This is a genomic window from Actinoplanes sp. NPDC026623 (genome assembly GCF_040638275.1).
GTDB lineage: Bacteria > Actinomycetota > Actinomycetes > Mycobacteriales > Micromonosporaceae > Actinoplanes.
In genome coordinates, this window is record NZ_JBEZXZ010000051.1 from 36,521 (window position 1) to 48,274 (window position 11,754).

Consider the following 11,754-nt stretch of genomic DNA (forward strand, 5'->3'; position numbering starts at 1 on the left):
CCTCCTTCGTCGCACGCTCGAGCCGCTGCGTCCGGACGAGGTCGAGGGGTTCGATGGGTACGCGGGCGCATACCTGATGCCGTGAGGTAAGGCGGTGCCCGTACTGGTACTGCGGTCCCCACCCCGCCAGGCCGAGGCAGTCAGGTCCGGCGCCGCAACAGCCGGTGACGGGTGGTCTCCGAGTGCGACGGCTTTGCTCGGATCGGCGGTGCGATCAGGTGTTCTCGATGGCGGTGACGGCGGCATCAGCGATCCGGGCGACGGCGTCGACGGGGTCGGCGACGGTGATCGTGGTGGTGTGCTCGAAGGTGTGGCTGGTGAGGCCTTTGGGTTGTAGCCACAGCACGGCGCAGCCGGCCCGGTGCAGGGTCGTGATGAGTTTCTGTCCGGCGTCGCGATCGTCGAGCAGACCGTCGGAGACGACGGCGAGCAGGCGCAGGGTGCGGCCTTGACGCAGGTCGAGGAGCTGGTCGGCGAGTTTCACGGCTTCGCCGAAGGTGGAGGTGCTGAAGCCGTCGGCCGGCATGTGCAGCACTTGCTGTGGCCGGGCGTGCGGCGGTATCAGCATGGTGGTGCGATCGCCGAACCCGATGGTGGCGGTGACTGCCTCACGTCGGCGGGCGGCATGCGCGAAAATCCACGCCGCGGACGACAGCTCGGCCGCGTAGGCGCCCATGGAGAAAGACAAGTCGACCAGGATGGGCATGTGCAGGGTCGGCTTCGGCGGTGGCAGCTGGGTGCGGTGCTGCCACGGTTGCGCAGTCGGAGTTTGTCCGGCCGCGATCTGGGCGTCAGCAGCGATCGCGTGCCGGGTCCGCAGCCGGCCGGGCGGGAGCAGTGCGCCGCGCAGGCCGGGTTCGGGGTTGCGGGTCCGCGCTCGCTGGATGCGTTCTGCGAGTTGCCGGGCGGCCGCCTGTTGCTCGGCGGTGGGGTCGTTGCGTGCCCAGTCGCTGGGCGGGTTGTGCCGCCGTTTGAGGATCTGTGCACGGTAGTCGCCGGGGGTGAGCCCGACGGTGGCGGCGAGGAAGTCGGTGAGCGTCTGGTCGAGCCGGCCGGCGAACGCGCCCGCATCGGCGACCGGGACGAGCTGGTCCCGGTCCGGGTCGATGCCGAGGATCTCGCACCACCGACGCGCCAGTTTGATCATTGCGTTGGCGTCGGTGTCGTCGACCAGGTGCGACTGCTTCCACACCTCCCGCAGCTGCCGTAGCCGTGGCCGGCCGACGACGGCGGTGACAGCGGCACGGATGCTACGGACGTCTTTGCTGGTCAGGATGCGTGCGTCGACGCGGGCGAGGAGCAGTGCGGCGAGGACGCCGGCGTGCCATAGGTCGTCGACCGGGGCGATGCCGGGGTGCACCACGGCGTTGATCGTGTGGCGGAGCCAGCGCCGGTCGCCGCGGCGGCGGCCGCGTTGGCGGCCTTCGGCGCGGGACTCCTCGAGCAGTTCGCCGACCTCCGTGAGGATCGGCGGGGTGCCGGGCGGGGCTTCCCACCAGCTGTGCGCTGCGTGGGCGGCGCCGTGCACGAGTAGCCCGTACCCGGTGGGCACGAGCTTCTTGTGGCCGGCTCGGCGCGGGTCGGCGACGTCGGGGGTGCCGGCGATGTAGCGGGCGTCGATCTCGATGCGCCGCAGGGCGGGGTAGAAGCATTCGGGGGCCCCGCCGCCGGCGCCGGGGGCGATGTGCACGTGCAGGTCGGTGCGGCCGGTCAGTGTCGGGACGTGTTTGGTCCAGGCGTCGGACCAGGGCTGCCAGTCCGGGTCCGGCGGCGCCGTTTTCGTGGTGTTGGTGCGGCGGTGCGGGTTCGATGGCGACATCGGGAGTTCCTCCTTGACGGTGAGGGGTCAGCGTTTGCCGAGGGCGAGTGCGGTGATCGGTTTTCCGGTGTGCCGCGACAGGGCGGCCGTCACGGCCTCGCGGGTGTCGTCGGGGGCGATGCTGGCCAGGTTCGACAGGGCGGTGGCCTGGCCGAGGGTGTCCTTGACCTTGACGAAGCCGAGCAGCTCGCGCAGCTGCGGCGCCCAGCCGATGCGACCGGCGGTCAGTTCGATGTTGAGGTCGATCGCCGCGGCGACCACGCTTTTCGGGACTTTCAGCTCGATGGCCAGGTCCCAGTCGGTGGTGACCTCGATTTGCACGGTGAACCGGGAGGCCAGGGCTTCGGTGAGGATGGCGCCGTGCACGCCGGGGTTGTGGCCGCCGCACACGTAGAAGCCGTCGGCGGCGTCGACGATCTCGGTGCCGTGCGTGGTGGTGACGGTGACCTTGCCGCGGCCGTCCATCGCCGGGTACAGCACTGCGAGCACGCGGGGCGGGATGAGGGTGGCGTCGTCGACCAGCAGCACCCGGCCCTCGCGCATCGCGACGACCAGCGGGCCGTAGATGAAGTCGTAGCCGCCGCCGGGCAGCGGTGCGTAGGAGCCGAGGAAGTCGTCGACGATCGTGTCGCCGGTCCCGGCGACCGTGAGCAGGTCGGGAAAGGCGGCTTCCAGCATCGCGGTCTTGCCGGTGCCCGGCGGCCCGGACAGCAGCGCCGGGACCTTCTGCGTGCGCAGTTTGCGTAGCACGTCGATGTCCCAGCCGCCGCCGAGCCGGCGCGGGTAGTACAGCTGTCCGCTGGGCCGGGTGACCGGCGCCGGTCGCCCGGCGCGGCTACGCCCGCCGCCTGCTCGGCCGCCGTCGGTGGTGGGCGGTATGGCGCCGGCGGCGTCGATGCCGGTCTGGGTGATCTGGAAGCGGTGCGGGCTGGTGTGGTGGGTGGCGTGTCCGGCGGCTGCCATCTTCTTGCCGACTTCGAACACGGCGCCGGTCGACGGCGCGTCGATGGCTTTGGTGATCTCGCCGACCTTGAGCAGTTCGTCGGGGTGATCGCGCAGGTGGAGGGCGACTTTGCGGTACAGGTATCCGGAGCCGCCGGTAGCGGGGCTGGGGGTGGGTGCAGTCATGGCTGGCCTTCGCGAATATGGACAGGCCTGTACACCCGTCTCCGGGTGCACAGGCCTGTGGGCCGTACAACGGAGACGGGTGGACCGTCCTCACGCCGATCCCCTGTTGGGATCGCTGGTCAGGGACGCCGCACCCGACGTGGCGCCTTACGATGGTGCCGATCGGTGGCCGGTTCCCCGCTTCAGAGCAGGGTCCGGCGGGACAGCTCAAGACGTCACGTCGGTGCGGGCGGCCGAGGTGGCGCCGGGCCGGCCACTTCGAGGGTTCGTGCCGTCACAAACGCTGGTAGAACTGGTGGGCCCGGGGCGTCATGCAACGCGGATGGGGCAGCTCTCCAAATCGGATGAGAGCCAGTGCACCCAGAAGATCAAGCCGCCGGCGTACACGGCGCATCCGTGTGCCTTTCGGATCTTTTCGTCTCGTGCTCGGATCTCGTCGCGGTATGCGGGCAGGTCGTCCGTGTTCGCCACGTCATCGGACGTCAGCTCGCTGGCCAACGATGATCGTTGAACAGGGCGTCCACGGCATCCGACAGGTAGGTGTAGCAGAGGATCTCACCCAGGGCGGGATCGTTCGGATAGTTGGCACCGAAGTGCCAGTGCTGGTGGTGGAAGGATGTGGCTTCTCTGTGTTGCTCCGGTGACCGGCCGATCTGCGGGAATAGTTACTGGATTCACGATTGCTCGCCTTCCGTGCAGGGATGGATAAGGTCGGGTTTCGGCGGTGCTTCGACTTCGGTGAAACCGAATAGTCGCTCGATGACCTGCAGCGACTGGGTGCGATACTGGTCGGCGAAGCCGCGGCAGACCGCCGGTTTGACACCGTCGGGAGCCATGCCGGGCAGGGTGCTGTGGCAGACGATGTAGCTTTCCGCCGCTCGCGCTTGCTCGACGAGATCCCGTAGCCGGCCCCGCCGCAGGTGCATATGGTTGCCGGGCCGGAACACGCACGTGTCACACATCCGAGCCAGCAGCCGGGTCCGCATGGTTTCCGGGTCGCCGACCGACAGGTCGTCCGGCCCGGTCATCGCGGCGGTCCCGGCTCGGCTGCGTCCGGGTCGAGCCAGAAATGCCAGGCTCGGAGCAGCCGGTCCAGGTGGGCGAGCTGCTGGGAACGCACGGCGATCAGGGCGTCGAACCGGACCCCGGCACCGTGGAGTTCGTCCAGCCTGCTCAGCGGTGGGGTCGGAGGGCCGGGCTCGGCGGTGATCGCCTGCCGGGCGGTGGTCGTGTGTCGGGTGATGGTGTCGATGACGCGGATCAGCTCGTTCTCGGTGACACCGACAGCGTCGGCGGTGCTCCCGATCCCCATGGCGAGCTCGGCGGCGAGCCCGTCCAGTTGCATGGCTCTGTCGAGCTGCTCCCGGGTGACATGACGGCCGGTGTATTTGGCAATGGTTTGTTCCAGGTCCATGGCCACGGTCACCGCCCGTCCGAAGCCGGGGCGGCGGGCAGGGCCGCCCAGGCATGGCCGGTCCAGATCCGCCACTGCCCGGAGGTTGTCCGCTCGGTGATCGCCTGTTCGATGTCGTCCCTGGACGGTGGCGCGGCAATCGGTCGCAGTACCCGCGTTGTCCCCGTGTCGTCGACCAGGCGTAGCAGGGTGTTACCCATGCCGGCCTCGACTGCGACTGCGGCGGCCATGAACATCTCGTCGGCGAGGGCCTCGAGTAGCCGCTGCTCGGTGATGTGCCGGCCGTGATAGCGGCTGGCGGCCACGTACGCCGTCCACGCTGCGGCGCCAGCGGGGTCGTTCAGCAGCAGGTCGGTGCCGTCGCCGGTGGCGTCGTCACCGACCGTGCCGATGCGGTGTTCGTCGAGCAGCAGCGCCGCGACGTATGCCACGCCGCTGTGTGCCAGCCATTGCCGTAGGAGCCGCAGCCGGAACCGGTCGTGGGCAACCTGCATCCCCGGTGTGTGGATCAGCGGGGTGAATTGCTGCTGCTCGCCCGGGACCTGATCGATGGTGAGCGACTTCGGCAGAGGCAACTCGTAGTCGTCGGGCATGGCCCTTCCTTTCAGGAGAATAGCGAAGATCCGCGACCGGGGGTCGCGGATCTGGTGGTGGGGATAGGGATATGCGCGGCCGGCGGTTACGCGGTGGCCTCGCCCTGGGGTGATGGCCGGGGCTGCCGCGAGTCGCCGGGCCTGCTCAGGGGCGGGGGAACGGGTCGTAGTCGATGAAGCCCTGTCCGAACGGGCCGTTGATGACGTTGAGCTCGTCGCGCCGGACGTGATCCGGATCGGCGCCGGTGGCCTGCGCGTGGGCGTACCAGGCGGTCATCAGCGCGTCGCGGGCCTGGTCGGCGGTGTCGCCGATTCCGGCCCAAGCGTAGTGCCGTGTGTCGGTGGTGGCGACGTAGACGAGGGCCGGCTTCGCGAGCGCGGCCCGGGCGACCTCGGGCCAGGTGTAGCAGGTCCGGCCGTTGGCCGGAACCGGGTCGAGTCCGGCGGCGGCGAGGGTGTCGGCGTCGGGAGCGTCGAAGTGCTGCACGATCGCGTGGCCCAGGGCGACGAGCCCGGACTGGCGGTCGATGTAGATCGTGGCGTCGAACAGCTCGACGCCGGCCTGTTGGTCGGTGAGCGGCTCGCCTCGGTAGAGGTCGCCGGGGCCCAGCCAGCGGGTGATCCAGCCGGATTCCGCGGTCTCATCGTCGTCGGCGGACAGGTCGGCGGTCGGGTTGGTCATGGTGGTTCTCCGTTCTCTCGAAGCGGTCAGTCGCGGTCGGATCGGCGCCGGGCTTACTGCGCACGGCGGGCTCGGCCGTCTGCCGGCACAGGTTGGTGACCCGGTCGAGCACGGCGGTGTCGAAGGCGTCGCGGTAGACATCGATCGCTTCGCCGCGCCGGCTGTCGCCGAGCGCCGACCAGGTGGAGTCGGCCGGCCCTGTTGCGGCCGTGTACAGGTCGGCTTCGATGGGGCCGTCCGCTCGCTGGCCGGACAGGTCCAACCTCGGCAGCAGGTCCAGCACCGCGGGGTCACCGTCGTCGATGCCGGCGAGGACCCGGCCGGCGATGGCGCGGACATCTCCGGTGGCCCGGCCGCCGATGGTGTCCTGTTCCCACCAGTCGACGGCGCTGCGGCCGGCCTCGGTGGCGGCGGCGCGGAGCCGCCGCAGGGTCGCGTCCCAGCAGACGTCAGCGTCGGCAGGTTGTTGATCGTGGTGAGGGCGGACGATGCCGCAGGCGCCGGGGTGCCCGCCGGTTTGCGGTGTCGCGAAGTTGGGCAGCGTCGCACGCTGCCGCGGCCGGTCTTTCATGTGGTGGCTCCTGTTCTCGTGGAAGGTCAGCGGAGTCAGGCGCGCGAAAGGTCCGACCGTCTGTCGCCGGACCAGACCTGCCAGAAGGTGCCGGCATGGCCGGGCGGCAAGGCAGCGGCGAGCGAGCGCTCGGCCGCCCTGTTGCGCGTGATAGCGGTATGCGAATCGGTAGGCGAGCATGCCCTGCCAGTCGAAAGATTTCCGGGGAGAACAGCTCGGTCAGTCCGCCGTTGCCGTCGTTCTGGATCATGCTGATGATCAGCCCGTTGAGGATGAGCTGGGCGGTGACTGCTTCCCCGTTGTGGGTCCGCCGCTCGACGGCGTGACCTGCAGCCGGCCGTGCGGCACCTGCAGGCCGGGTGTGTGCCGCAAGGTCACCATGCCTGCTCCGCGCCGGCGGCCGGTAGGTCACCGATGATGCGGTCGCAGTTGGCGGGGTCGACCGCGTCCCAGGACAGGTTCATGGATCTGACCGACCACCGGCCGTCGACCCGGGCGGTGGTCCGTTCGATCGCCTGCGGGTCGCCCTGCATGATCCGCTGGTCGACGACGAGCACGTCACCGTCGAAGTAGGTCCGCCCCCACACCTGGTCCAGTTCGCGGTCCTGCTCGGCCGGGCTCAACCCGCTGTCCCGGTCGGCCTCGCGGTCGGCGGCACGGTCGGCGACGATCTGCTCCACGACGGTGCGGTCGCAGGCGAACACCGCCCACCCGTTCCAGAAGCCTTCCAGGACTCCAACAAACCCGACGCGGTATCGGTCCGGTCCCTCATCGTCGGTCAGGTACCACTCGCCGGAGAACACCCCATACCTGCCGACCCGCAGCGTGTCCGGGTGCAGGTAAGACAGGTCGCGGCCGTCACCGGTCGGACTGGCCGCCCGGCTGCACTGCAGCGCCAGATGGTAGAGCAGCGCGTTGTCGTAACCGTTGCGGTAGCTGTCGGCCACCGCGTCGACCTGATCGCCTGACAGCGGCGACCATTGCTCCACTTCCGGGACGACCGTCAGGGCCGCCACATCGTGTATGGATACGTCCTCGACGAATGCGGAGCGAACAGGCTCGTACAGCGGCAGTCTGTCGAGCGACTCCAGGTCATCATCGGCGAAGGCCCGCATGACGGTCCGGGCGACCGCCTTCACGTTGCGCGATGCGCGCTCACCGAGGTTGTCCTGGCACCACTGGTCGGCAGCGGCGCGGCCGGCGGTGGCACCGGCGGCGTACGCCGCGCTGTGGACCTCATCCCATAAAAGTCCGGTACCGGCGGCAGACACCCAGCTGGAGGTCAGGCGGATGAGCCCCGCGTCGGCGGCCAGGACCTGCCGGGTACCGGTGTCCCAGTCCACCACCAGTGTCTGCTGCACGGGGTCGTAGCTGTGGACGGTGCCTTGCGGGCCGTGCCCGAAGGCGCTGGCGATGTCGCCGTCGATCACGGCGCCAACGCGTTGACCATTAGTGAAGGGCTTCATCATGTTTCTCCCATCAGGTTGTTGTTGCGAACCCCCGTCGCGGTCGGGGCACGGCAGAACGACGAGTGCGGGTGGCCGCTCCGAGCGGCCACCCGCGTGTGTGCTGTCGCTGGTACGTCGGCCCGCCGGTGCGGTCCGGGCCACAAAAGCCGGCACGGTGTTGCATGACGCAGCCCGTGTGGCACTACCGATCCGCGGTGCCGGCTGGGGTTCGCCCGCATGTCTCGCTTGGTCCGCGCGGTCACAAGGCGGGGCCGGGCCGGGGCCGTGCTCCGGCCGGATCTGTCGCTGTGACCGCCTTTGCCGTTGGCAGGGCGGAATCTCCGTGCCGGCAGCGGAATGCCGGCGAGGTCAGTCCGGACGGCTGCCGTCAGCGGCGTCAGGAGCGCCGGGTGGAGGGCCGAGGAGCAGCCGTTGCCCACGACCGAGGCCCAGGCCGACACCGTGGGCCATGAAGCAGCCGTCGCACATGTAGGCCCATGGGCCTTGCCGGGTGGCGCCGTCGTAGCGCGCCGCAACCACCGTGTTGCGCACGGCACGGTGGATGTCACAGGGCGGCAAGGCGGTGAGGTAGGTGACCGCATCGCCGTCGGCGGCCGGTCCCGCGGGTTGGCCGGCGTCTCGTGCCTGGCTGCTCGCAGGCTCCGGGCGGTCGTCTCCGTGTTGGCTCGCGGTGATGGCGGCGGGATCGGTGGCGAGCGCGATGCGGTCGCCGTCGTCCAGCAGCATCGACAGGGTGGAGCCGTCGTCCCAGGCGATGGCGACGGTGTTCGCCTGCTGGTCGTGGCGACGGACGGTGCCGGTGGTGCCGGGCCGCAGCCGGGTGTGTGGGTCGCTGGTGTGGATCAGGACGATGCGCTGGCCAGGAAGGTAGACGGTCACCGCTGGTGCTCCCCGCCGGTCGGCGGTGCCGTCGCGGCGGTGTCCGCCCCGCTGGGCAGCAGGTCAGCGGCGGTGGCAAGCCGCTTCCGGTCGTACAACGGGGTGTCGGCCGCATCCGCGTCGCTGACCTCGCCGGAGCCCGGGGTGTTGCGCCGCATGTCGGTGGTGGCGTTCGCCGGCACGAGCACGGCCGTCAGGAAGTTTGTGCGTGGTGTCATCGCGGATCGGTCCCTTCGTGGAAGAAGTGCTGGTGATCCGGCTGCCCGGGGGCGCAGGCGCGCACGGGCGAGCCGGGAAGGTTCGACGCGTCGGTGGCCGGGCTCTACGGGGTGGGGCCTGCTGTCGCAGGGTTGGCGGTCTCACGGGGTTTCGGTGATGAGGCGGAGCCGGGCGCGTTCGACAGCCAGCAGCCGGAGGGCGGGGGCGTGCCAGGTGTCGTCGCCGATCGGGGCGAGGGTTTTCCCGTCGGCCAAGGCCCGCAGGGCGGGGATCTGTTCGGCGTAGGGGTGGCCGAGTTTCTCCAGGTCGGTGCAGGCTCGGTCCATGGCGTCGCGCATCGTCTTGGGCCAGCGGCCGGGTTGTCCCCACCGCTCGCGGGGGCGGTTGTGCATGGAGCCTTCACACAGGTGGTAGCCGAGCCAGACGACCGGCGGGTGCAGGCCGGCGGCTTCGGCGAGTAGGCCGACTTTGTCGTAGTCCCAGGCGCGTCCGCCGCGTCGCTGGCGGTGGCCGGCGACCTTTGGCTTTCGCAGGGTGCGCCAGTAGTCGGGGTGGACCCCGGTGGAGGCGACGAGGTCTTTCTCGTTGCGGAAGCCGCCGTCGGCGAGTGCCTGGGGTAGCCGGTCGGCGATCAGGTGCGCCAGCTCGCGGCGCACGGTCGGGACTGCCGGGTCGTCGGCGGGGGCCAGCCACCGCCGTCTGTTGGCAGGCGTCGCCTCTGCCGGGGCGGGCACCGCCTCGGGTAGGGCGGCGCTGTCGGCGAGGTAGCCGAGTAGCAGGGCGGCGAACTCGCTGAGTAGGTGTTCGAAGCCGCGGCTGCGGTCGCTGTAGTCGGCGATCGGCAGCCATCGACCGCCGCCGCGGTGGCCGACCCGGTGGGCGGCCTCGTGCACCAGCACCAGCAGGGTGCGGTGCCGGTCGGCGAGGGCGTCGCGGTGGATGGCCACGTCGCCGCTGCGCGGGTTGTAGAAGCCGTCCGCGCACGGCGATTCCTCGCTCTGCGAGTACACCCGGACCCGGTCGAACGCGAACGCCCCGATCGCGCGGCTGACCAGGTCACGGGCGCCGGCGAGGATGTCTCGTTCTGCCGGGGTGAGGGTGCGGTCGGTCACCCAGGTGGTCTTGTCCCGGTTGCGCTGATAGTGCCGGTCCGGGCGACCTCGACGCCGAGCAGGTCCATGAACGCCCGCTGCAGGTGGAGCGGCAGGCCGCTGGCTTTGACTTCGGTGTAGCCGTTGTCGATCAGGTCGAGCGCGGCCGTCTCGTTGCCGGAGGTCGTGTAGAAGGTTTGCGCGGGTAGGTGGTGGCGCGCCCAGCTGCGCCAGGCGGCCCGCGGTCGGGCCTCTACCGTGCTGAAGAACTGTTCCGGTTCCCGCAGGGTGCCGCCGGCCAGGACGTGGGTGGCGAATCGGGCAATGATCCGCGGGTCTTCGCTGGTGGCGAGCATGGCGCGGACCGCGGTGCGCAGGGCGCCGGCTTCGATGACGGTGCGGTCGCGGTTCTGCAGGCCTTTGGCGTCCAGCGGCAGGTCGTAGGAGGCCAGCAGGTCGGGTTGGATGTTGACCAGGACCCCGCCGATCCAGACCCTGCCGACCGGCCCGTCGAGCACGCATGACCCCGGTACGGACGGTGGGCGGTAGCCGGGTTCAGACAGCGCACGGAACCGGCCGATGGCTTCTTCGGCGAGCACCCCCGTGCAGGCGACGGTGAAGACGGTGCCCTTGGTGCGGCCTATGCGGTACAGGTGGTAGACGAGCATTTCCGTGCCCTGCGCCGATCGAGACGGGACCAGCCCGTTGAGCAGGTGCCGGCGTTCGACGGTCGGGGTGAAGCCATAGCCGACGGTCTCGCAGCGGACCTGTCCGATCTCAGGGCTGCGCGCCAGCACCAGCGCTGCGAGTTTCTTGCCCTCGCCGAACTGGCCGATCTGGTTGCCGGCCTTGGTCGAGTGGCCGAGAACGAGACCTTCCTCGGGAATGCCGGGACCGTCGTCGGCGATGGTCAGGACCCCGCCGGCCCACGACACGCGGGCCAGGGGGTCTTCGTCGAGGGCGTTGGCGATCAGTTCACACAACGCCCGCACCGGCGTCCACGACTTCACGTAATCAGGCGAAATGGGATAGGCGAGGGTGTCGGCTACCCTGTCAGGGCTGCCGGTGGGCATGGCTGCGACATCGTGGTCGACCACGGTGATCTCCTTGAAATGAGGGGTTCGAAGCTCTCGCTTCACGACGCAACGGCGCGCCGGCTGAAGCCGAGAGCTGGCGCGGGCGCTGGAAGGCCTGCGCGGATCGGTGCGCTGGTGGGCCGGGGTGGTGGAAGCCGGTGATGGCCAGCGCTCTTCGCCCGGCCGTTGCCTGGGACTTGTCAGGCGCGCACGCTTGGCTCAGTCTCAGCCGGATGCGTCGGTGCGCCGATGGTTGCCGGCCGGCTCGGCGCAGGGGTGCAGTTCGATCGCTGTCTGCGGGGGGATCCAGGCGGTGATCTGCTCGCCGACCGCTTTGTGGCCGTGCTCGCGGATCGCGGTAGCTGACCGTGTGGTGGCCGGGCGGAAGAACCAGCCAGGTCTCGTCCGTGCGACGACCCTGGAGCCGAACTCGCGGCGTGCCTCCTCGGCACTGAGCGGGTCACCGGTAGCCGTCCAGGTCCACCGGCACAGCAGGACCTCGTGTCCGCTGCTCATCGGCGCTCTCTTCGGTGGCGAGCGTCAAAGGCGTTGAGTTTGCTGATGTCGAGTAGCACGCTGTTCGCCTTGATCTGAGTAGGGCGGCGCCGGACTCGGGGCGGTTTTGGCGAGCGTTGGATGTGCGCGAGCAAGTCGTTCGCCGGGCTCCGGATGGGGGTATTGGCCGCCGCTCTGGGCAAAAAGAGTGGCGGAGGGCCATTTTCAGAGGTGGCGAATAGCTGCCACCGGCTCCCGGCGCGCGGGGGAGCTTCGCTGGCTCCAATAACGGCTGGCGGTCCGGTGGCTTGGCGCGTC

13 protein-coding genes are annotated in these 11,754 nt (G+C 70.1%); all 13 read right to left on the minus strand.

Features of this window, described 5'->3' with window-relative positions:
* Positions 1-214: 214 nt before the first annotated feature.
* The gene (locus AB0F10_RS17625; RefSeq protein WP_360625399.1) at positions 215-1,819 is read right to left on the minus strand and encodes a VWA domain-containing protein; all 1,605 of its coding nucleotides are present in this window, start codon (positions 1,817-1,819) and stop codon (positions 215-217) included.
* Between the two features lie 27 nt (positions 1,820-1,846).
* Positions 1,847-2,947, minus strand: a complete 1,101-nt coding sequence (locus AB0F10_RS17630; RefSeq protein ID WP_360625402.1) for an AAA family ATPase — start codon at positions 2,945-2,947, stop codon at positions 1,847-1,849.
* A 674-nt stretch (positions 2,948-3,621) separates the two neighbouring features.
* Positions 3,622-3,975: a hypothetical protein gene (locus AB0F10_RS17635; protein WP_360625405.1), complete on the minus strand. Its 354-nt coding sequence runs from the start codon at positions 3,973-3,975 to the stop codon at positions 3,622-3,624.
* Positions 3,972-4,361 (minus strand): hypothetical protein, encoded by a 390-nt coding sequence (locus tag AB0F10_RS17640; protein ID WP_360625408.1) that lies wholly within the window; start codon positions 4,359-4,361, stop codon positions 3,972-3,974. The genes AB0F10_RS17635 and AB0F10_RS17640 overlap by 4 nt, the downstream gene beginning before the upstream one ends.
* 8 nt (positions 4,362-4,369) lie before the next feature.
* Entirely contained in the window at positions 4,370-4,954 is a 585-nt protein-coding gene (locus tag AB0F10_RS17645; protein WP_360625411.1) for a hypothetical protein, read from the minus strand.
* 145 nt (positions 4,955-5,099) lie between these two features.
* Positions 5,100-5,636 carry a hypothetical protein gene (locus AB0F10_RS17650; protein ID WP_360625414.1) on the minus strand — a complete coding sequence of 179 codons (537 nt, stop codon included), beginning with the start codon at positions 5,634-5,636 and terminating at the stop codon, positions 5,100-5,102.
* Positions 5,596-6,387 carry a hypothetical protein gene (locus AB0F10_RS17655; RefSeq protein ID WP_360625417.1) on the minus strand — a complete coding sequence of 264 codons (792 nt, stop codon included), beginning with the start codon at positions 6,385-6,387 and terminating at the stop codon, positions 5,596-5,598. Before AB0F10_RS17655 ends, AB0F10_RS17650 begins: the two co-directional genes overlap by 41 nt.
* A gap of 194 nt (positions 6,388-6,581) precedes the next feature.
* The gene (locus AB0F10_RS17660) at positions 6,582-7,637 is read right to left on the minus strand and encodes a DUF4314 domain-containing protein (RefSeq protein ID WP_360625420.1); all 1,056 of its coding nucleotides are present in this window, start codon (positions 7,635-7,637) and stop codon (positions 6,582-6,584) included.
* A 387-nt stretch (positions 7,638-8,024) separates the two neighbouring features.
* Positions 8,025-8,555 carry a DUF4314 domain-containing protein gene (locus AB0F10_RS17665; RefSeq protein WP_360625423.1) on the minus strand — a complete coding sequence of 177 codons (531 nt, stop codon included), beginning with the start codon at positions 8,553-8,555 and terminating at the stop codon, positions 8,025-8,027.
* Complete coding sequence (locus AB0F10_RS17670) at positions 8,552-8,773, minus strand: hypothetical protein (RefSeq protein WP_360625426.1); 222 nt, start codon at positions 8,771-8,773, stop codon at positions 8,552-8,554. Before AB0F10_RS17670 ends, AB0F10_RS17665 begins: the two co-directional genes overlap by 4 nt.
* A 141-nt stretch (positions 8,774-8,914) precedes the next feature.
* On the minus strand, positions 8,915-9,886 hold the full coding sequence (locus AB0F10_RS17675; protein WP_360625429.1) for a hypothetical protein: 972 nt from the start codon (positions 9,884-9,886) through the stop codon (positions 8,915-8,917).
* The gene (locus tag AB0F10_RS17680) at positions 9,883-10,962 is read right to left on the minus strand and encodes a hypothetical protein (RefSeq protein ID WP_360625432.1); all 1,080 of its coding nucleotides are present in this window, start codon (positions 10,960-10,962) and stop codon (positions 9,883-9,885) included. Before AB0F10_RS17680 ends, AB0F10_RS17675 begins: the two co-directional genes overlap by 4 nt.
* 204 nt (positions 10,963-11,166) lie before the next feature.
* A complete protein-coding gene (locus tag AB0F10_RS17685) occupies positions 11,167-11,457 on the minus strand; it encodes a hypothetical protein (RefSeq protein ID WP_360625435.1) in 291 nt (96 codons plus the stop codon).
* Positions 11,458-11,754: the final 297 nt, after the last annotated feature.